Origin of the sequence: Trinickia sp. NRRL B-1857, from assembly GCF_050470685.1 — a bacterium.
GTDB lineage: Bacteria > Pseudomonadota > Gammaproteobacteria > Burkholderiales > Burkholderiaceae > Trinickia.
This window is the reverse complement of sequence record NZ_JBFLUK010000001.1, coordinates 614112-637179: the sequence shown is the minus strand read 5'-3', so window position 1 is coordinate 637179 and position 23068 is coordinate 614112. Positions and strand designations below refer to the sequence as shown.

Annotated in this window: 10 protein-coding genes; 7 read left to right on the top strand and 3 right to left on the bottom strand. The window is 61.1% G+C overall.

The genetic code is table 11. The features are described 5' to 3' along the window. Positions 1-162 precede the first annotated feature (162 nt). From AB1286_RS02970 to AB1286_RS02960, 3 genes are all read left to right on the top strand, one after another. On the top strand, positions 163-594 hold the full coding sequence (locus tag AB1286_RS02970) for a hypothetical protein (RefSeq protein WP_430361855.1): 432 nt from the start codon (positions 163-165) through the stop codon (positions 592-594). A gap of 62 nt (positions 595-656) precedes the next feature. After that, positions 657-2054, top strand: a complete 1398-nt coding sequence (gene dbpA / locus AB1286_RS02965; RefSeq protein ID WP_430361854.1) for an ATP-dependent RNA helicase DbpA — start codon at positions 657-659, stop codon at positions 2052-2054. A gap of 38 nt (positions 2055-2092) precedes the next feature. Next, positions 2093-2638, top strand: a complete 546-nt coding sequence (locus tag AB1286_RS02960) for a GNAT family N-acetyltransferase (protein ID WP_430361853.1) — start codon at positions 2093-2095, stop codon at positions 2636-2638. Between the two features lie 20 nt (positions 2639-2658). Here AB1286_RS02960 and AB1286_RS02955 read toward each other — a convergent pair whose 3' ends face one another. The 3 genes from AB1286_RS02955 to AB1286_RS02945 form a co-directional block, all read right to left on the bottom strand. Further along, a complete protein-coding gene (locus tag AB1286_RS02955; RefSeq protein ID WP_430361852.1) occupies positions 2659-3213 on the bottom strand; it encodes a carboxymuconolactone decarboxylase family protein in 555 nt (184 codons plus the stop codon). A gap of 68 nt (positions 3214-3281) precedes the next feature. After that, positions 3282-4613 (bottom strand): aspartate aminotransferase family protein, encoded by a 1332-nt coding sequence (locus tag AB1286_RS02950; protein ID WP_430361851.1) that lies wholly within the window; start codon positions 4611-4613, stop codon positions 3282-3284. 158 nt (positions 4614-4771) lie between these two features. After that, a complete protein-coding gene (locus AB1286_RS02945; RefSeq protein WP_430361850.1) occupies positions 4772-5632 on the bottom strand; it encodes a MurR/RpiR family transcriptional regulator in 861 nt (286 codons plus the stop codon). Positions 5633-6263: 631 nt separating this feature from the next. Here AB1286_RS02945 and AB1286_RS02940 point away from each other — a divergent pair. The 4 genes from AB1286_RS02940 (at position 6264) to AB1286_RS02925 (ending at position 23061) form a co-directional block, all read left to right on the top strand. After that, positions 6264-8393: a filamentous hemagglutinin N-terminal domain-containing protein gene (locus AB1286_RS02940; RefSeq protein ID WP_430361849.1), complete on the top strand. Its 2130-nt coding sequence runs from the start codon at positions 6264-6266 to the stop codon at positions 8391-8393. Continuing rightward, positions 8378-10228, top strand: a complete 1851-nt coding sequence (locus AB1286_RS02935) for a ShlB/FhaC/HecB family hemolysin secretion/activation protein (RefSeq protein WP_430361848.1) — start codon at positions 8378-8380, stop codon at positions 10226-10228. Before AB1286_RS02940 ends, AB1286_RS02935 begins: the two co-directional genes overlap by 16 nt. 54 nt (positions 10229-10282) lie before the next feature. After that, on the top strand, positions 10283-11167 hold the full coding sequence (locus tag AB1286_RS02930) for a peptidyl-prolyl cis-trans isomerase (RefSeq protein ID WP_430361847.1): 885 nt from the start codon (positions 10283-10285) through the stop codon (positions 11165-11167). Between the two features lie 119 nt (positions 11168-11286). Further along, a complete protein-coding gene (locus AB1286_RS02925; RefSeq protein ID WP_430361846.1) occupies positions 11287-23061 on the top strand; it encodes a filamentous hemagglutinin N-terminal domain-containing protein in 11775 nt (3924 codons plus the stop codon). The last annotated feature ends 7 nt before the right edge of the window (positions 23062-23068 follow it).

The following is a 23068-nucleotide window of genomic DNA, read 5'->3' as shown; positions in this document are numbered from 1 at the left end:
AGAAAGTGGCATGCCCTGTCCCCTTTCAACGCTTCGGGGGACGGGGGCGCGACCGCCGGCTTGGCGTGTCCGCGCGGTTGCCGCGAGCGCGCGCACCCATTACACTCTGCGGCGACTATTCATCGAACCCGCGCGCAAGGCCGCCGAATCTGGAAGAAAGCAATGAAACGACTGTTCCTGGGGGTACTCGCGGCCACCTGTTTAACAGCTGGCGCGCACGCACAAAGCGATGACACCGGGCCGATCGTCACCCCCGCGGGAAGCGTGCAATTCGCGCGCTTGGAGGGCGATTTCGTCGCGTCGCTCGATGGGAAGCCGTTCGATCGCTTTCATGCGAATGCACTCACGCATTTCGACGAGCTCGCCGATACGACCGACACCGTCGCGCGGTCGGTTGTGACGACCGATTCGGGCCCCGTGCTGTACGACTTCCGCCGCAATCCGCCGCTGGTGCAGCGCTCGGGTAAGCGAATGAACGTCAGGCGCGTGTTTTGGCAGGGTGACGATGTCGTGATGCAAGGCTCGGACGGGTGGTTTCGACTCAAAGGCGGCGTCTTGACGCGGCTTCAATCTACCAAGAGCATCTACCGCTGATTGCGTTGTGCGCGATCGCTAGGGTATTGCGCGGCTCGTTCTATTTGATGTAACGCTACGACATGACAAACAAACCGACGGCCACGCCGTTTAGCGACCTCGCACTCGCGCCCGCCACGCTAGCCAACCTCGCTCGGCTCGGCTATGTGTCCATGACGCCGATCCAGGCAGCAAGCCTGCCCATCGCGCTGGCGGGGCACGACTTGATCGCTCAGGCGAAGACCGGCAGCGGCAAGACGGCGGCATTCTCGCTTGCGTTGCTCGCGCGGCTCGATGCGCGCCGTTTCGACGTGCAGGCAATGGTGCTATGCCCCACTCGGGAGCTGGCCGATCAAGTGACGCAGGAGATCCGCCGCCTTGCGCGCGCCGAGGAAAACGTCAAGGTGCTGACGCTGTGCGGCGGCACGCCGATGGCGCCCCAGAGCGCGAGTCTCGAGCATGGCGCGCATATTGTCGTCGGCACGCCAGGGCGCATCATGGACCATCTGGCACGCGGCAATCTTCCGCTTGGCGCGCTCAATACGCTTGTGCTCGACGAAGCGGACCGCATGCTCGACATGGGCTTCTACGACGATATCGCGACCGTTGCGAATCAATGTCCGAAGGAGCGGCAAACGTTACTGTTCTCGGCGACCTATCCGGAAGGCATCGCCAAACTTAGCCAGCGTTTTTTGCGTAACCCGAAAGAGGTGATGCTCGAGGAGCGTCACGACGACAGTAAGATTCGGCAGCGCTTCTACGAGGTGACCGAGGACGAGCGGCTGCATGCGGTCGGTCTACTGCTGAATCACTATCGTCCCGTGAGCACAATCGCGTTTTGCAACACGAAGCAACAATGCCGGGACTTGCTCGATGTACTGCGCGCACAGGGTTTTCATGCCTTGGCGTTGCATGGCGAGCTCGATCAGCGTGACCGCGATCAAGTGCTGATCCAGTTTGCGAATCGTAGTTGTTCGGTGCTCGTCGCAACGGACGTTGCCGCGCGCGGCCTCGACTTCACGCAACTCGAAGCCGTGATCAACGTCGACGTGACGCCGGATCCCGAAGTGCACGTTCACCGGATCGGACGCACGGGTCGCGCCGATCAGGATGGGTGGGCGCTCAGTCTTGCGAGCATGAACGAGATGGGGCGCGTCGGTGCGATCGAGCAAGCGCAAAAGCGCGACGTCGAATGGCATCCGCTTGGCGAACTGACGGCCGCGAAGAGCGAGCCGCTGTTGCCGCCGATGGAAACGATCCAAATTCTTGGCGGCCGCAAAGAGAAGATTCGTCCCGGCGATGTGTTGGGGGCGCTAACTGGCGAGGCGGGTTTCAGTAGCGCACAGATCGGCAAGATCAACGTTACCGAGTATTCGACCTATGTTGCGGTGGAGCGCGGTATCGCACGCGATGCGCTGCGCAAGCTCAATGCCGGTAAGGTTAAAGGCAAGAAGGTAAAAGTCCGTTTGATGGACGAGTGACGCGCGATCATTTCTCTTATTTAGTCGGATTCGCTTCGATGTCCCATTTCGATCGACAAATCGATACCGAGCGCCTCATGCTGCGGCTGCCGAGCCGCGACCATTTCGAAAGCAGTGTCGCGATGTGGTCCGACTCGGGCGTGACGCGCTTCATCGGCGGCCGGCCTTTCACGCGCGAGGAAACATGGGCTCGGCTGCTGCGTTATATCGGTCACTGGCAGATGCTGGATTACGGCTATTGGGTGGTCATTGAGCGCGAGACCGGGCGCTACGTCGGAGAAGTGGGCTTTGCGGACTATCAGCGCGATTTGGGTTTGCCGTCGAAAGGGGTGCCCGAGGCGGGCTGGGCGCTAGTGCCGGACGTGCACGGAAAAGGGTATGCGACGGAAGCGGTGCTTGCGGCGACCCGCTGGGCCGACCGGCGTTGGCCGAGTAGTCCCACAATTTGCATGATCGATCCGGAGAACGCTCTGTCGCTGCGCGTGGCCCAGAAGTGCGGCTATGTACCGATGCAGCGCGTGACGTATCGGGGGATGGAGTCGATGATATGCGAGCGTGTGGTGGGGGCGGGACAAGCAGGATGACCTCCCGGACGAGGACTCGCTTACTCCACGAACGGTAGCGTGTCTTGTCCTTGCGCTCGCATGTTGAAGACGTTCAACGTCATCGCCACGAGCGCGTAGTAGCCCAGCAAGCCCACAAGATTGATGACAACGGTTTCGCCGAAGTGCTTCACGGCGGCGTTGTAGGTGATATCGCTGACGCGCGATTCTTGGTAGAGCTCGGAAGCGAAGGTGTAGATGATCTGGTCTTCGGCAGTCTTGAAAGTAGGAGGGCGGCCAGTCCTGATCTCGTCCAGAAGGTCCGCCGGCACACCGGCCTCGACGGCAATCGGGTAGTGGATGAACCATTCCGCCTGCGAACGCCACCGCGCCGCGGTGACTAGGATGGCAAGCTCGGAATGACGAAGCGATAACCCCGTTTTGTAGCGACAAAAAGCACCGAGCCGCTGAGCATGATTCGCGAGTTCGGGGCTATGAATCCAACCTAGAAAGGGGCCGTTCAAGTTGCCTCTGGGGCCCGTCAGGATTTCCTCGAGTACGGCCTTCTGTTCATCGGACGCGGTGTTGATGTCGAAGTCAGGGAGTCGATTGGACATATTGGGCAAGCCCTCGTATCTCGGGAATGGATTGCCCTCATATAGAGAATAGAGGGCAACGCTGCGAATTACTGAACGGAGCCGATGGCCGCGTCGACGGCTTGCTGCAAGCGTTCCACAATCGTTTCGATTTGCGAGTCGGTGGTAATGAACGGCGGGGCGAGCAGGACATGGTCGCCCACTTTGCCGTCGATCGTGCCGCCCATCGGATAGACCATCAGCCCCCGCTTGAACGCCTCGGATTTAATTCGCGCGTTGATTTTCAGCGTGGGGGCGAACGGCTTCTTGGATTCTCGCGAATCGACGAACTCGATTCCAACGAACAGACCGCGGCCACGGATATCGCCGACGTGCGCGTTCGAGGCAAAGGTTTCCTTCAAAACGCTGCGAAGCTGTTCGCCTCGAGTGCGAACGTTATCGAGAAGCCTTTCTTCTTCGATGACCTTCTGCACTTCGAGTGCGGCGGCCATGGCTGTTGCATGGGCCATATAAGTGTGACCGTGCTGGAAGAAGCCCGAGCCGCCGACAATCGTGTCAAAGATTTCGTCGGTTACAAGGGTTGCGCCAACCGGTTGGTATCCGGCTCCCAAGCCTTTGGCGATCGTCAGGATATCCGGCGTCACGCCGTCTTCCTCGCATGCGAACAAATATCCGGTTCGTCCCATCCCGCACATGATCTCGTCGAGGATCAGAAGCACGCCGTACTTGTCGCAGACGGCTCGGATTTTCTTGAAGTATTCGCGAACGGGCGGCACGGCACCCGCAGTCGCGCCCACTACCGTTTCGGCGACGAAAGCGGCGACACGGTCTTCGCCAAGTTCGACGATCTTTGCCTCGAGTTCATCGGCCAGACGTTGAGCGAATGCTTCTTCCGATTCGTCATTGCGTTGTTCGCGATAAGCAAAGCACGGCGTAACGTGATGAGCTTCTATCAGGATCGGGAGGAACGGCTCGCGTCTCCAAGCGTTGCCGCCGATGGCAAGCGCTCCCAATGTATTGCCGTGGTAGCTCTGCCGCCGCGCAATGAAATGCCGACGTTGAGGTTGCCCTTTTTCGACGAAATACTGGCGCGCCATTTTCAACGCCGCCTCGACGGCTTCGGAGCCGCCGCTCAGCATGTAGACGTGATTCAGACTGCCCGGTGCCGTGCGCGCCAATCGCTCAGCGAGTTCTTCCGCCGGTTCGCTGGAGAAAAAGCCGGTATGCGCGTATGGCAACGCCTGCACTTGCCGCTTGATCGCATCGATCACACGCTGGTTGCTGTGACCCAGACAAGAGACCGCGGCGCCACCGCAGGCGTCGATATAACGCTTTCCCGTGGAGTCGATGATTTCGATACCGTCACCGCCGACCGCGATCGGAAGATTGACGCGAGGCACCCGATGGAAAACGGAAGTCATAACACTCTCTTTCGCGAACTGCGTTCCGGCGTTTGGGTCTCGATGTTCAATAAAGACAACGTTCGATTAAATAATGATAGGTAATGACAACGAATGTTGTCAAGAAAAACCAGACGGCTGCCGCAGAGTCCTTTTGAAGGCGCTTTTGTGGAGAGGATCTACGCCATGTAGGCGCCGTGTCGATGCAGGGCCGTCTCGGACAGACCTAACCGTTCGACAGCCTCTGGCCCTTCCAGGGAAAGCAACTGCGCGACGAGCCATTCCGCGATTGCATTCGCTGCGAGCAGTGAGGGGAAGAAGGAAGGCGTGTCGTGCGAAAACAGTAAGACCTGGTCTGCATTCAGCGCGATCGGCGAGACGACGCTATCCGTCAATGCGATCAGTTTGGATCCCTGGCTGACGGCTGCTTCGGCAACGCGCACCGACTCGACGGAATAGGGCGCAAAGCTCACTACGATCGTCGCGTGCTTGCGTTCGATGGCGCGAAGTTGCATTTCGAGCGTGCCGGCTTCGGCGGAGATGAGGCTAACCGACGATCTAAACAGTCGATACCCGTACACCAGGCTAAACGCGACAGGAAAGCAGGAACGGAAACCTGCGACGTGTACATGCGGCGCCTTCCGTAACAGCTTGGCGGCGCTAGCGATGGACTCTGCGCTTTGACTGAAAGTCAGTTCCAGATTATGTGTCTGAGCCGCGGCGAGTCGATGCGACAGGGAATCGACTGAGTTTGCATTCATCAACGCTTTGGCGCGAGACGTTAAAGGCTCCGGGCGGGTTCGAACGCGGCCGACAAAAACCTCTCGAAGCTCATTCCAACCGGGAAAGCCAAGCTGTTGAGCCAGCCGAACCAATGCTGCCGGTTGAACGTTTGCCCTCTCGGCCACTTTACGCATCGATAGGACTGCGATCTCGTCGGGGTTGTCGAGCAGAAAGGCAGCACCGGTCTGGAACTGCGGACTGAAATCTTGGAACCGCTCGCGGATTAGCGTGGCAAGGGCTTCGAAATGGGTGGTCACGTTTGTGGTCTGCGCAACGCGCAATCGATGAGGCAGTTAGAGCAGGAACCCTGCCGCGGGCTTGGCTTCTGATGCGTCAGAGATCGGCCTTTGGTGCATAGTCGACTCATATTACAACGTTTGTTGCCACTCGTTTGAGTTGCTCGTTCATTTGTTGGACGACGCCCTAGATCGATGCAAACGGATGGTTCAGACGTAAGAATGAGTCGATTGCGACTGCGGGGCGGGCAGCTTTTTTACAACATATCTTGACAATCGAAAACTGCAAAAACAGAAAGAAAATTGAAAGATCCGGTGTAATTTTCGAAAATATCACGCCTTTCGAGAAGGCTTTGTCTAATCGGCCTTTGACCTTTGTACCGGCTGGATCCGCGCCGTTTTTCCGGCACAAAGCGATACCTTTCAACAGGACGGTTGATAGAGGAATGCGACCGGGTCGAAAGTCAGCCGGCGTTACCCGATAGCTTTTTTTAACCGATTTGTCTGTTGATTTTTGTTAGCATGCGCCTCGCAGTTTCCGGGGCGATTCGGCATAGCGTAGCGCTGTGCCGGGGCAAGACAAATAATTCATCAAAAACCGAGCGCAAGCCTGCGATTGAACGCGGACTGGACGCATCGGCGAAATAGACCAATGCAATTGCGGATAGGCCGTGCGGGGTTCACGGGTAAAGCCGTCGAATCGAAGGGTAGGTTGTGGCTGCGTGCGCGCTGGCATTCGAGCCACGCGGCGCTGCTGGCGTTTATGGTGGTCCGGCTTGCACATGCCGGCGCCGCGCCCGGCATCGTGCCGGACGGCGGCACGTCCACGCGCGTGACCACTTCGGGCGACGGACGTCAAACCGTTTCGATCGCTCCCGCCACATACGGCGTTTCGAGCAACACGTATTCGAGTTTCAACGTCACGCGAGCCGGGGCGACGCTCGACAATACGAGTGCCAATGCACGCACGATCGTCAATCAGGTCACCAGCACGAACCCGAGTCTGATCGAGGGCGACATCACCGTGCTCGGCTCTCGCGCGAACGTCGTGCTGGCCAATCCGAATGGGATTACCGTCAACGGTGGCTCGTTCGTCAACACTGGCCACGTTGCGCTCACCACCGGGCAAGTCAGTTACGCGGACGTACAGCTGGCGCCGGGACAGTTTCAGCGAAACGTTTTGCTGGGCACGCAAGGCGGAACGATCACGATCGGGCCGGGCGGCCTCGCCGGCACGCTGATCGGACTAGAGCTGATCGCGAAGCAGGTCCAACTGAATGGTCCCGTGACGAACGCGTTCTCGTCGTCCACGGCCTATGTCCGCGCGGTTGCGGGCACTTCGCAAGTGACGCTGAATACGGGCGTGTCACCCAACGACAACAATAACGATTGGCTCTCGTTGGCCAACGCGCAGGCGTCCAATCCGAACGCCATCGCGATCGACGTCGAGCCCGCCGGCAGCGTCACGGCGGGCTCCATCAAGCTCATCGCGACGGATCTGGGCGCGGGTGTGCGCAGCGCGGGAACGATACTCGCCAACGCCGGCGATTTCACGGTCGATGCGGCGGGTGGGATCCAACTGCTCACGGGCAGCACCGTGACCGCCGCAGGCAATGCTGCGATGCAAGCGACGGGTGCGCTATCGCTGAAGGGCGCAAGTGTGGTGGCTGGCGGCGGCGTCACGATCTCGAGCGCCGGCTTTAGCGCAACGAACGACGGCGTAACCGAATCGACGATCTCCTCGCAGGCGAGCGGTGTCGTCATTCAAAGCAGCGGCGATATCACGCAGACGAGTAGCCTGATTCAAGGCGCCACGCGTATTTCCGGCAATACCGCCTCGCTCGGCGCCGTCACGTTGTCGGCAGCCGGCAATTTCACCAATGCGTCGGACACGACGCAGCCGGGCACGCTCGGTGTCGTCTTCGGTCAGAAAGACGATGTGGTGATCAAGGCCGGCGGCAACGTGATCAACCACAACGCACGGATCGAATCGAACCAGGCGGTAACGATCGCGGCTGGCGGCGACATCGATAACATCATCGACCATACGTTCGGCGCGAACGGTGGCACACCGACTTCGTATTCCAATCACGGCCATCGCTTCATCTTTTCTGACGACGTCAATCGGTTCGATGTCGACTACGGCTCGCTGCAAGCGCCGACGCAGACGTCGTATATCTGGTCCGATAGCGGCGACATCAAGCTAAGTGGCAAGAACGTTGTCAACGACGGCGGCTCGATCACGACGAACGCCGGCAAGATCACAATCGCCGCGCAGCAGCAGTTCACGAACGAAGCCGTGTTTACGGGGCAAGCGTCGTTTCAGCAGTCGTGCTTGATCTTTTGTCACGAGAGCGCGTCCAGCACCGTTCAGCCTTTCGGCGGAATGATTCAGGCCGGGGGTGATATCTCCGTCACTGCCGGGACGCAAGCGCTCAACGTGGGCGGATACGTCGACTCGTTCGGCGGCAACTTGACCATCGCCGCGCCGACCGTCATCGCACGCGGCGTCATGGGCTATTCGGCCTACAACCGCAACTTCGGGCTCAAAGCATGGTTCGGCAATAGCTGGGCGACGCTGTATGCGGACGATGACGGCGGCGTGTTCGAAGCCGGATCGGGCCAGGTCACGCTGGTCGGCCAAGGCGTCATCGACGGCGGTGTGTTTTCCGGAGCGGGTGGCGTGACGGCAACGAAAGGCATCGTGACGATCTCCCCGCCGCGCCAACAGCCGGTGACGATCGGTGGCCATTTGGGATTGGTCTCATGGCTCGGCCTGTAAGCGTTGCCTTGATGCGGCTTTCGGCGGCATTGGCCTTGTCGTGGCCGGCATGCCACGCGGCGGCGCAAGGGGTGCCGCCGTCGCCGCCACGGCCGGCGCCGGGGCAGCCCAGCTTGCCGCCGGCGCCACCGCCCGCATTGCCGACGGTTCAAGATCCGGGGCAGCGCATGCTCGATGACGCGCGCACGCAGCAGCGGCAGCGCGAACTCAACGCCGCGCCGGCACAGATTCAGGCGGCGCCTGCGCCGTTGCCCTCGGTGCCGAATTTGCCGGAAAGCGCTGACATCGAAACGCTGCCCGATCCGGGGCCGACGTTCCTGATCGACCATATTGCGTTCTCAGGCGAAACGGTGCTGACGGATAAGCAGCTCGATGCGGTGACGCGCCCCTTCATCGGCAAACGCCTCGGCCGCAACCGTATCGACTTGCTGCTGCGCCGATTGACCGAAGCGTATATCGCGCACGGCTACATCACGACGCGTGTCTATCTGAGCACACCGCAGCATCTCTCCACGGGCACGCTTGCCGTGACGATCGTGCCCGGCCGGATCGAAGCGTTCATGCTGAACGGAGCGCCGCTGCGGCCGGCTCCGCCATTGCCTAAAAGCGGGTTGCCGCAGACGAAAGGCGGTGGATTGCTCACCGATGCGGGGACGGCTTGGGCATTTCCCGAAAGCGTCGGCGACGTGCTGCGGTTGCCGGATCTCGAACAAGGCGTCGATCAGATCAATCGCTTGCGCCGCAATCAAGCCCAGATCCAAGTGTTGCCGGGCCAAGCCGCCGGCGATTCGATCGTCGCGATCACGAATGCGTTCGGCAATCGATTCAACTACAACCTCGGCGTGGACAACTACGGCGACCCTTCGACCGGCAAGCTTCGTTATCGAGGCGGCGCCGAAGCAGACAACGTACTCGGGTTTCAGGAGTCGCTGGGGCTTTCGTATATCGGGAGTACCGATACGAACGCGGTCGTGCTGTCCGCCGCCGTGCCGTTCGGATCGCAGACGTTCAGCTATACGACGTCGGTATCGGAATATCAGCAGTTGATCGGCGATACGGCGTTGCTGTACGGCCGCACGTTCAGCCAGATCCTCGGGTGGAACGACGTGTTCGCACGCTCGGCCACGTCGCGACTTTCGGTCGACGCGACCCTCACGAAGATGAGCTCGCAGCGCAACGTCAACGATTTCGAGTTCGAGCCGGAGAACTTGACGGTCTTGCGCTTGGCGTTGTCCGGTCTTTGGCACTTCGCGGCACACAACCAGCCTGGCGCGTTCACGGCGGAATTCGGGGTGTCGCAAGGCTTGCCGTGGTTGGCCGCTTCACACAACCAACCAGGCATCGGCGAGAGCGATGCGCACGCGCAGTTCACACGGGCCGATTGGAATGCGACGTTGCAATTGCCGCTCGCTAGCATCGGACCGACCGATTGGACCTATCGCGGCACGTTGAACGGCCAGTACAGCCATGATGCACTTTTCGGCAACGAGCAAATCTTTCTGGGCGGCAGCGACACCGTGCGGGGCTTCTCGCAGGCGGCCGTGAGCGGGGACACCGGGTTCTATCTGCGCAACGAATGGGTTTGGTCGAACGCGCCGGCCTGGCGCGGCGGGCATTGGGAGCCGTACCTGTTCCTGGACGGGGGTAAGGCGCATCTGGTTGCGCAAGGCGGTTGGCCGTCGATGGCGGGCGTCGGGATCGGTGCTCGCATGCAGTGGACCTTTCATTCACAGTCGATTTCGGGCGAGGTGCTGGCAGGGCAGGCTTTATTGCAGCCCGCGGCCTTGGGGCCGAAATCGCGCGTGCTGCTTTTTACTTTGAATTGGGCGACGTAGCGAGTATTGCGCTGCACGTTGCGTTATCGAACTTAAGAATCACGAGGACATCCGATGAAAAACCAACAGAACCTGAGAACGACGTTCAAGCACGGCATCGCTGTGACGGCTCTATTGAGCATGCTCGTCGCGCCCGCATTCGGCGCGCAAGAGTCGGCACCGGCCGCTCCCGCTGCGGGCGTTACGCTGCCCACGGGCGTTGCCGCTCGCGTCAATGGCGTTTCGATCGCGCAAGCGGACGTGGACGCGGCGGTGCGCCAGAGCGGTCAGCCGGACACGCCCCAAGTACGCACGACGATGAAAAATCAGCTCATCGCGCGTGAGCTGTTTCGTCAGGCTGCGCAAAAGGCCCACTACGACACGCATGCCGACGTGAAGGCTAGCCTCGAGCAGGCGAAGGCCATGCTCATGATGCAAGCGTATCTGCGCGACGCCATCAAGCCGGCGCCCGTGACCGATGCGGATGTGAAGGCCAAGTACGATGCGATCGTCGCCTCGCTCGGCCAAAACGAATACAAGTCCAGCGCGATCGTGGTCAAGGATGCGGCCACGGCGAAGACGGTGCTCGATCAATTGAAGAAAGGCGGCGATTTCGCGCAGCTCGCGAAGCAATACAGCCAGGGGCCCAGCGCTGCGCAGGGTGGGGCGCTGAATTGGGTGTCGTTCAAGACGCCGATCGTCGAAGGTCAGACGCAAGGCTGGCCGCAACCGGTAGCCGAAGCGCTCGTGAAATTGCCGCAGGGCGCCGTTTCCAGCGCACCGATTCAATTGGGCGATCAGTTCTGGATTTTGCGTGTCGATCAAATGCGGCCGACGCAGATTCCGACGTTCGATCAATCGAAGGCGCAATTGCGCAAGGAGCTCGAGCAAGTCGCGATGGCGAAGGCGACGGCACAGGTCGTGACGGACCTCGTGAAGAGCGCGCACATCGAGCAGTGAGCTTGGGCAGCGGTTGTAAGCAAGTCGTAGTTGGGGTGGGCATCGCTCGATGCGATGCAACGCCGGCTGGCCGCCGGCAAATAGAACGACGTCAATAAACTAACAAAAATCGCACCGACATGAACAAGTCGATACGGGGAAGCTGGCAACGGTTCGAACAAGCACGTGCAGCGCGTGAGCGTTTGCAATTGCATTCGGACAGGACCATCGCAAGGGGTGAGGCACGCCCTTACCGCATGTGGCAGCGTGCGCTGAGCGCGCTGCTTGCGGCTACCCTGTTTATCGGCCCAATCACGGTGACGGTCGAGCAAGGCCGTGCGGATGCGGGCGTGCTGGCGGCGGGCGAGCGGCATCTGAGCGACGATGCGTGGGGCGTGATTCAAGACCTTGCCTCGCTGCGTGTCCGGTTCGCGATGCAAGTAGCCGAAGCCGCTGCAATCGCCGATCCCACGGCACCGCTCTCGTTTCAACCGAAGCTGACCCAATCGACGGGGGCGAGCGGCGGCGTACCTGTCGTCAATATCACGGCGCCTAATGCCGCTGGGATCTCGCTCAATCAGTATCAGAGCTTCAACGTCGACCCGGTCGGGTTGATTCTGAACAACAGCCTGCAAGGCGGAACGACGCTGACGGGCGGCAACGTAACCGCCAATCCGAATCTGAACGGCCGCACGGCCAGCATGATCGTGAACCAGGTCACCTCGACCGGCAGCGCGTTCATGAGTGTGCTTAACGGTCCGCTGGAAGTGTTCGGCGCACCGGCGACCGTGATCATCGCGAATCCGAACGGGATTGCTGTGCGCGGGGCGGGGTTCACGAACACGATCGGCGTGACGCTCACCACGGGTACGCCGCAGTTCTTGACGGGCATAGGCGGGACGCAAACGGACTTCACGAATGCCCAAGCGGTCGCGTACGACGTGAAGGGCGGCCACATCCAGATCGAAGGCAACGCGGGCACGAACGGGCCGGGGGCGGGGATCGAAGGTACGGTCGGGACGATCGACATGATCGGCGAGACCGTGGGCATCAACGCGCCACTGTATGCCGGTACCCGGATCAACGTGATCGCGGGCGATCAAGTCGTGAGCCCGAACGCGACGGATGCAACCGGCACGACCTACGCGACGCGGTCGAACGGAAGCGCGAATACCGCAGCTTCGATCGGCAATGCGACGCAAGGCTATGCGATCGATGCGACGAACTTCGGTGCGATGACGGCGGGGCAGATCTCCGTTATCGGTACTGCGCAGGGCATGGGCGTGAGGACCGATGCGGCGCTCTCGGCCAATGCGGGGAATTTGACGCTGTCGTCGAATGGGGATTTGACGGCTGCCAGCCACGCCGCGCAGCAAGACGTGTCGATGACGAGTGCGGGGAACGCGACGTTGTCGGGGACTGGGTTAGGCGTGGGCGGATATGAGTTGAGCGCCGGCGGTGACTTGACGTCGACGGGCACGTTGCAATCGGGCGCGAACATGTCCGTTGCGGCGGGCGGCAATGCAAATATCGCCGCGTTACAGGCCAACGGCAATGCATCCGTCACGGCTGGCTCGTCCCTCACGCTCAATACGTCGCAGATCGGCGGTTCGCTAACCGTTGCGACGCAAGGGCAGGCTGCCGGCGACATCATGCTCAACGGCCCTATGACGAGCGGCGGTGCATTCTCGGCCAGTGCCGCCGGCAATCTGACGATCAACTCGAACGTCAATGCAGGCGGGGCGATCGCATTTACCTCCGGCGCGACGACGACAATCGGCAGCGCGTCTCAAGTGACCGGTCAAGGCACAACGCTGACTGCTGGGCTCGATGCACAAATCGACGGATCCCTTGCTTCCGGTGCGGCCTTGTCGGTATCTGCCCAGCGCAATCTAGCTATCGCGGGAGGGATCGCAGCAACCGGGGTAGCGACGCTCACTGCGCAGCAGGCAGCCGAAGTCTCCGGCGTCGTACTAGGCCAAGCGGCCGGCACGCTGACGGCAGGTACCGATATCACCGGCGACGGGTCGATCGCGTTCGGCACGCAAGGCGGACTGACCGCGGGCAGAGATGTCGCGCTGACGGGCAAATTGGTCGGCGGGGAACTACAAGTCGTCGGCGGCAACAGCGTGACGCTTGCGGACGTGGAATCCACGGGCAACCTAAGCGTGACCGCAAACGGGACCGCCGGAGCGGGCGATGTCGCGCTTAACGGCAATGGCTCCTCGATCGGTGCGACGAACGTCATGGCAGCACGCGATATCGCTATCAAGGGCGCTTTTGCTGCCGCCGATGCGATGAAGCTGAACGCCAAACGTAACGTCTCTATCGCAGGAACCCTTCAAACGGCCGGTACCAGCCAGGCGATGACAATCTCCGCCGCTGGCGCGGTCTCATCGACGGGCAAGCTGAACGCCAGCGGCGCATTGAGTGTGAACTCCGGGGGAGCGTTGACGTTAGGCGGCGCCGCATCTAGCGTCGGCGACACAATGTTGACCGCTGGCGGCGATCTCTCGGTGACGGGCACCCTGGCCGCGCAAGGTAACGGTACGCTGACGTCATCCGGCAAGCTCGATATCGTCGGTAGCGCGAACTTCTTGAAGGACGCGTCGCTTACATCGAGTGGTGACACCAACGTCGAAGGCGCGCTGCAAGGTGCGAATGTCGGCATTACCGCGGGCAATACCGTCACCCTTGCCAACGTCCAAGCGAACAAGACGTTGAACGTAACGGCGCTAGGCACATCGGGTGGCGGAGACGTAACGCTGAGCGGCGCCATCTCTTCGTTCGGTGCCGCGAAGCTAGCGGCTGCGCGTGACCTGACGCTTGCCTCGACCGGGACCTTGGCCGGAAACGATACGGTCGATGCAACCGCACAACGCAACGTCAGCGTAAACGGTGCATTGAGCTCGATCGGTGACATGTCGATAAAGGCGACAGCCGGGTCATTGAACGCCGTTGCGAACGTAAGTACGAACGGTTCGCTGACAATGTCTGCCGGACAGGCGCTTGCGCTTGGTTCACAGCAAACAAGTGCGGTGGGCAGCGCGGCGATATCGGCGGGGCAATCCCTATCGTTGGGCGGTGCGCTCGTTGCGTTGAGTGGGACGCTCGCGGCCGGTACCGACATGACCGGTGCCGGGGCGACGGCATTTACCAAGGCCGCTGTGTTGACGGCCAACCACGATGTCGACTTGACCGGCGTGCTCGAGGCCGGGCAACTCAACGTTCAGGCCGGTAACAGCGCGTCGCTGTCGAACGTCGAATCGGGTTCGACGCTGGCGGTCGGTGCATTCGGCTTGGCAGGAGGCGGAGACGTAACGCTAAACGGCGCGTCGAGTACTGTCGACACCACGACGCTCAATGCAGCCCGTGATGTCAACGTAGCGGGCACGTTATCGGGGGGAAGTGCGATTGCGCTGAATGCCGGACGCAATGTGTCGGTAACTGGCGCGATACAGTCCGCAACGGATCTTGGCATCACCGCAAACACAGGCAATGTGACGACGAGCGGCGCGCTGAACGTAGGCGGCAAGTTCACCGCTAGCGCGGGCACCAACCTCGCGTTGGGTGGACCAACGACCGTCGCGAGCACGGTGATGCTCGGCTCGGGCCAAGACATGACCTTGGGCGGCGCGCTGAATGGAAAGGCCTCGGGGTTGCTCGTCGTCGGCCGCGATCTGAACGGCACAGGAAGCACGGCGTTCGCGCAGAGCGCGACCGTACTGGCGGGACGTAACGTTCAACTCGGCGGATTGTTGCAAGGCGCGGGCGTTGGCATTACCGCCGGCAATGATTTGACGCTGGCCGATACGGAGTCTTCGAACGCATTGATACTGAGGGCGAACGGTACGGCAGGCGGCGGTACGATCACGCTTAACGGCACGTCGGCTGCTCCGGGCGCTGTCAGCTTGACGGCTGCGCAAGACGTCATCGTCAACGGCAAGCTCGGCGGCGGGGCGGTGACGAACGTGGGCGCGTCGCACGATATCAAGGTGAGCGGTGCGATCGAATCGGTCGGCGACACCACCTTGGTCGCCACGTCAGGGAGCCTCTCGGCCACGGGCGGGATCAATAGCGGCGGCAAGCTTACCGTCGCGACCGGCCAAAACATCGCGCTCGGCACGTCGACGAGTGCGATCGGCGACGTCGACCTGAACGCCGGCGGCAACCTGACGCTTGGCGGGACGCTCGTTGGCGCAAACGGGACGCTCACGGCCGGCGCCGCGATCAACGATCTGGGCGGCGGGACGACTACCGGTGTGTTCAGTGGGGCGGCGACCCTCAATGCCGCGACCGATGTCAATTTGACCGGCTTGCTTCAAGCGAACGCGATTCAAGTCACCGCGATTGGAAGTGCAACGCTCGGCGCGTTGACATCCGCGACGTCGATTGCCCTTACGGCCAAAGGAACGGCGTCCGCTCCTCTTGGTGGACCCGGAGACGTAACGGTGAACGGCGCAGTCGCCTCGCCCGGCGCCTTTAGCGTAAATGCGGCGCGAGATGTCGCACTGATGGGCACCCTTGCATGCGGTGCATCTTGCAGCGTCAATGCCGGCCGAAACTTGTCCGTGGCCAATGCTGTTACCGCAACGACCGATCTCTCGCTCAGTGCCGCGTCCGGCAACTTGACGACTTCCGCGGGCTTGACGACGGGCGGGGCATTGACTGCGTCGGCTGGAGCCAATGCCACATTCGGTGCGGGGGTTACCGCGGCGACGGACATCGTTGCGAATGCCGGTGCCGCTCTGACGGTATCTGGTGCAATGAGCGCACAAGGTAACGCCACGCTGACATCGGGTACCGATCTTAGTGGAGCGGGTGCGATTTCCGCCGGCAACGCTGCCGTGTTGACCGCCGGGCACGATACGGCTCTCACTGGTTCGCTTGCAGCCAAAACGGTTAGCGTCACCGCACGCAATAGCGCCGGTCTAGGTAGCGTTCAAGCAAGCCAATCGCTAACCGTGACGGCGACCGGAAATGCCGGCGGCGGAGACGCGAAGTTCGGTGGCAACGTCGCTGCCTTGGGTGCATTGAACGTTTCAGCCGCACGGGACATCGCGGTCGCAGGGACGACAAACAGCGGCGCGGTTACGACATTGAGCGCGGGACGCAACCTTACGTTGACGGGTGCGCTCAATTCGGTCGGCGACGTATCGATGGCTGCGCAAACCGGCGCCTTATCTGCAAATGGAGTAGCCGGACAGGGCGCATTGACGGCATCCGCGGGGCAATCGCTCGCTATCGGCGGGGCGACCACGGCGAATGGCGATATCGCGCTCACGTCGGGTACCTCGATGACGCTCGGGGCACTGAGCGGGCAAGCGGCGGACGCATCCGCCGGGGTGCTGCAAGCGGGCGGCGATATAAATGCGGCTTCGATCGCGTTCGGCAACGGGGCTGCCACTTTGCGCTCGGGAGGCTCGATCGGCGTCGTGGGTGCCCTGACCGCAGCGAAGGAGGTCAACGCGAGCGCTGCGAACGATGCCTCGTTTGGCAGCGTACAGTCCGGAACGACGCTGACGTTGCAGGCCCTGGGACACAACGGGGCCGGCGATCTTACCGTTGTAGGCGCAGCGCAAGCGGGCGGCGCAGCGACGCTGTCCGCCGCGCGCGATTTGACGGTTGGAGGGCAAACGACGGCGGGCGGTGCCTTCACGGCCACTGCTGGGCGAAACCTAACGATTAGCGGTTCGCTCGGCGCGAACGGCGATATCAATGTCGCTGCCACGAACGGTGCGCTGGCATTGAATGGACCGGTATCGGCTGTTACGAACCTCACGGCGACTTCCGGGGGCGCGCTGTCGATCGGCTCCGCGCTCGTCAACGGAAACACGAGCCTGACATCGGGCGGTGCGATGTCGATTGCCGGGATGCTTTGGGGCGACGGTGCGGGTACGTTCCAAGCGGGCGGAGACATGACCGGTACGGGCGGCCTGGCCTTTGGGCAAGCGATCAACGCTACGGCCGGTGGTGCGCTTTCGCTCGGTCAGGGCATCGAGAGTGCCAGCAACGTATCGGTCCATAGCGCTAACGATCTGACGTTGGGGATGCTCACGGCGGTCGGTAACGCGACATTGACGTCTACGGCCGGCAGCATGAGCTTCGGGCCTGCGCAAGTCGGCGGCACATTCAACGCGACGGCGGCCCACAACCTGACGGCGACATCGGGCATCGCAGCGGGCGGCGCGCTGACGTTGACCGCGACAAGCGGCAATTTGACCGCGGCAGGTTTGCAAGGTAATGGCACGGCAACGTTGACCGCAGGCCAAAACTTGGCACTTGGCGGTACGAATGTGCTGGCCGGCAACGTCTCGTTGAACGGCGGCAACGTCACGATGACGGGAACGACAACCGCATCTCAAGGCTTCACGGCTGCCGCGCGGGGCACCGTGGACACCACCGCGGCACAGCTCTATGTCACGCACGATGCCGCGATGAGTGGCGCCGCGATCCGTAGCGGGTCGATGATCGTCGGTGGTGCGCTGACAGAAACGGCGACGAGCGCAATTACGACCTCGGGGCAGACCCTAGTCGCGGGTGCGGCATCGTTCAACGCGAACGGCGGCTCGTACACGAACGCGGCGAACAGCCAGGTGCTGTCGGGTGGTCCGCTTACCGTCAGCGCGGGAACGATATCGAACGGCTCGGGCGCGTCGCTCGCTTCAACGGGGGCGACAACGCTGACGGCATCGTCGAACATGACGAACGCCGGCACGATCAACGGTAAAACGACGACCATCAACGTTGGCGGCAATCTGGCGAACGGCGGTGGGACGATTCTCGGCAATGATGCCGTGACGGTCACAACGGGCACGTTCAGCAATGCGAACGGCTTGATCATCGCCGGTAACCCGTTTCAGGCAGGGGCGACGACCGGCAATTTGTCGTTGACCGTGTTGGGTGGAACGGGGGGATTCGACAACACCAACGGGCAGATGAGTGCGGCGTATAACGCGGCGCTATCGCTTGCAAACATGGCGTGGGATCCGTCTGCCGCATCGGGCGGTGGGATTTATGCCGGTGGGCAGCTGTCGATGACCGTGGGTAGCCTCGATGTTGGCGGGACGTGGAATGTCAACGCGGGGAGTGCTTCGGTTAATGCGCTCAACGGCGCGGTAATTCACGGGGCGGTCAATAGCACGGGGGCGTTTTCACTTTCATCGAATGGCGTAATCGAGAACTTCGGGCAAGTTGTCGGGGGCTCTTCGGTCAATATATCGGGGGTGTTGTCGAATGCCATCGATGGGCGCGTGCATGCCGACGGTGATGTCAATCTGTCCGGCGCTGTCATCAATCGCGGGACGATCGAGGCGCAAGGCAGTGTCAACGCGTCCGGGTCTAGTTTCGATAATCAATCAGGTACGACTCAGGCCCAGGGCAATGTGGCGTTCAATCTCTCGGGGGATGTGAACAATACCGGTGGGAAGATTGTCGCTGGGAATAACGTCAGCATCACGGCGGCCACAATTGAGAACGATCAGACGATGCCAACGGGGGCGACGACCTCCACGACGATTGTTACCGATCCTAACGTTCTTTGGTCATCGGTGGTTGGCACTGAGCAATGGCAGTACCCATGGCAAGAAACCGCAGCCGATGGCGACAGCGGTACTGGACTCATATCCGGAACGGCTACACTGGGGAACTTGCTGTCGCCGACCGGCCTGTGGGGTACGCTTCAGAACGCGACCAATAGCAATCCTGCGCAGGCGGGCCGGTGCGAGGCCGATTGCTCGCTGGCATCACAAACGCCGATCGCCGGATCCGGGACGGTAACGTTCAACGAGTTGAATGTTGAACTCCTTAGTGACCACGGCGCTGGCGACATTCCGGTGTTTGCTAACGAATGGTTTGTCGAACCCAGTGTAATGAATGGGGCGTTGGCGTCGGTATCCCTTACGCTCCCGACGGTATATCGAACTACCACCGTCCAACAGCCGGGCAATGCCGGCACCATTTCCGCGGGCGCCAACGTTTCGTTGGTGGCGAATTCGTTCTCGAATCAAGGCGGGCAAGTGGGGGCCGGCGGTAACGTTTCGCTGAACGTCCAATCGTTGCGTAACGGCGCTGTAGCACCGACGCTTACGCAGACGTCCACCACGTGGGTCGATCCAGCGCAGTTGACATCTTTCGTCAACCAAATTCTTGCGGTGGTGCCTTTTGGCGCACAGTGTCAATACCCGTGTGAGCCGGGGATTACTGCACCTAATTCGCTGGACCCGGCAAACAATGTTTATCCGTTGCAGTTCGTGCTTGGCAATCTCACGCCTGGTGTGGCTAACGCAACGTTAACTTGGTCCACTCCGACGGGTCTAGTGGCTGCCGGCAACGATCTGAACATAAGCGGTGGAAACCTAGTTAACGAGGGAACGCTTTACGCGCAGCACAACGTAAACTTGTCCGGTGCGACGGTAACGAATCAAGGCGTCAATAACCAGCAAACGTCGACGCAAACGGGTTGCGTGGCCGGGACGACCGGATACAACTGTCTTGATTTCAACGGGTACGTTAGGGGCGAGAACCCCAATACGGCGACGTTCAGCTATACGCAAGACAACGCCTCGATCATCGCCGGCAATGACTTGACGATTTCCGCAGGCACCATTAACAACACCTACGGGAACTTGATTGCAGGCCACAACATTGTGGTGTCGGGCGTTGGGTCAAGTGCGGGATCGACTACTGCCGCTCAGACGTTGACCAATACGTCGGGCAACATCCTCGCTGGTAACGACATCTCATTGAACGTCTCGGGGGCGATCACAAATACGATGCCGCCACCCGTACCGGTGCATCAGAATTACGGCAAGATCGAACAGTACTCCGGGTGTATGACCGCCGGCGGGTACAACAGCAGCTACTGCGAGGGATACGTCGATCAGCAATCGGGCGAGTCGTCCGTCATCGGCGCCGGCAACACGCTGAATATGCAAGCCGGGACGCTGACGAACGTGGGCAGCCTGATCACCGCCGGAGCGAACGCCACGATCAATGTGGCAGGCCCCGTTGTCAATCAAGCGCAAACGCTTAACGCGTATTGGCACTCGCACTGGATCCAGGACCGAGGCGATTTCAGGAAGGACGCGACGCACGAAGTATGGGGCTGCGGTAGTTCGGCCGAGTGCACCGCACTTTACGGCAGCGCGTACACGAATGTAGGTGGTGTGATCGATCCGCCGACGCCGGTCGGCAATATCGCTTCGACGATCGAAGCCCCGAATCTATCGATCACCTCAGGCGGGAAAATCGTCAACGTTGGCAATGTGGTGGGGCAGACGGTCTCGCTTACCGGCACAAACCTGGCGAACGGCATCACGAAGTCGAATACCTACACGCCCACGGTAGGCAATCCGCCGCAAGTGATCAGTCTCGCCCCGGCTTCGGGCGGGCTTAACTTGTCGATCCCGGCAACGCTTGGCGTGCAACCGTTTTCCGCTGTGCGAGCGGCGGCGTCCAGCAACGCCACACGGGGGCCGAATTATGTACTTGGCGGTACGGGTACGAATTTGGATGTCGTCACGCCCGAGCTGTTGCTCGCGAACTTGCCGTCAAACCTCCAGCCAGGCACATCGCTGTTTTACTACAACCCGCAGGCGGAAGATGCGGCGTTGCAAACGCAGGCTCTGAAGGAAACGGGCCAGGCGACGTTCGTCAATGGACTCGCGAGCGATAGCCAAGAGCAGCTATCGGTCACGGATCAGGAAAAGCTGGTCCTGTATGCCAACGCAACGGAGTATGCCAAGGCGAACAACATCCAGTTAGGTCAAGCGCTGACGCAGCAGCAGATCAACGAGCTGACGCAGCCGATGCTGTGGTACGTGGAGCAGACCGTACCTGAGCCGGGGTGCTCGGCGACGGGCACGCTGGCATGTCCGACCGTGACGGCGCTGATGCCGCAGGTGTACTTGCCTGCGAATACATCGGCGCTATCGGCGGACGGGAACATCGTCGCGAGCGACAGCATCAAGCTCAATTTTGGAAATAAGGATAACGGTGGCAGCGTTCTGAACACCGGCACGATCGCTTCGGACGGATCGTTGACGGTCAATACGGGAACGTTGACGAACCAGGCGAACCAGGTGGACGTCGGCCAAATCTGGACGAACGCTGGTAACGACATGGATTCGGGATACGAAGAAACGACGGGCACGGTCGTACAGCCAGGCGGTTTCATGACTGCGGCGGCTGGGCAGATGTCGTTGAACGTGTCGCAGCTCAATCAGATTGGTGGGCTGTTGCAGGAAGTCAATGCGGACGGTTCTGCGAACAACGCTGCGACACAACAGTTGCTGGGGCAGGTGCTTCAGCAGTTGGGCGGCAATTTCACGCAGACGACGGTTAGCGACAACCTGCACACGAACTTTGTGGCGGCGGGTGGGTTCGGAGTGTCGCAGATCGCTGCGATGGTGGCGGCTATTGCGGCTTCGATCGTGACGGCTGGCGCGGCAGCGGCGGCGATGGGCGCGACGTTAGCAAGCATGACGCTCGGGGAAGCGGTCGTCGTCGGCATGGCCAGCGGAATGGCGGGAAGTCTCGCGAGTCAGGTGATCTCCGGCAACGGGATTAATTTCGGTTCGATCTTGGAAGCGGGGGCAATCGGTGGGCTGACGGCAGGCTTAACGAACGGCATTACCTACAACAGCACCACGGGCTCTCTTGGTATCGGAAACTGGGACCAAGGGTTGAATAGTCTGCCGCAGAATACAAGCACGCTGGGGCAGTTGGCGGGTATTTCTAACATCGGCGGCTCGTTGGTTCCCGAAGCAGGTCAAACGGCCGCGAGCAATCTGCCGACGGAAATTGCGGCCATGGGCGCGACCGCAACGATCAACGCCGGAGTGCAGACGGCGATCGAAGGCGGCAGCTTCCTCAACAACCTGAAGAACGATGCTGTAGGCGATTTGGCGGCAGCGGGGGCATACGCGATTGGTAACGCGGGAGAGGACTCGAGTTCGTTCTTCGCGCAAGGGTCTATTGGCTACGATGTAGCACATGCGGCGTTGGGCTGTGCTGCGTCCGCCGCGGAGGGGACGGGGTGCTTGGGTGGGGCCATTGGTGGGGCGGCTAGTGCGGTATTGACGCCGTTTGTTGCGAACGCGGTGACGGGTGGTGATCCGAACATTACGTCGGGGCAGACTGCTGCGATTGGTGGGATCGCGTCACTCGTGGGCGGTCTTGCCGCGGGGCTGGCTGGGCAAAATGCGATGGGTGGGGCGAGCGCTGCGCAAAACGAAGCGCTGAACAACTGCTTGGGGCACCCGGAAAGCTGCTTGCAGATGGCTAAGAACGTGCTGGGCAGCGTCAGCGACACGGCCACGAACGCCTTCAATCAGCTCGCGTTCCATATGCCGGACAACGTTGCCGATGGGCTCGTCGCGGGCGCGAATGTGCCGGCGATGGAATCGGCGACGAACCTGGATCTGCTGAAGGGGATGGGCAACGTTGGCTTGAACCTGGCAAGCGGCTCGTTGCCGGGAGCGTCGGGCTACACGCCGTACTTCCAATACGGCAATCCGGTGGTGGGCGGTATCGGTGAGACGTACGGCGTCTTCGGGATTAGTGGGCTCGTTGCGGGTAGTTTGTCGAGCGCCGCAGCAACAAACCCGACCGCTGGGGCAGATAGTGCAGCTAACGTCATCAATGGACTAAACCTAAACAAGTCGTTGGCGAGTCAAGAGCAACTGTCGCAGTTGATGTCCGGAAACGGTATTAGCATTGCAGGGAACGGGACCAACGTTACTTTGAGGGATGCCTCCCGCCTGGTCTCTGAGTATGGCGGCCAGGTCAGCGATTGGAGCAAAGTGAGCAGTACAAGCTATACGGCTGCAGACGGATCGCAGTTTGAAATCCACGCCTATCGGAATGCAGTGACTGGGCAGGTGGTGGAGCCGAAATCGATCCCGCTGAGATGAGATCACC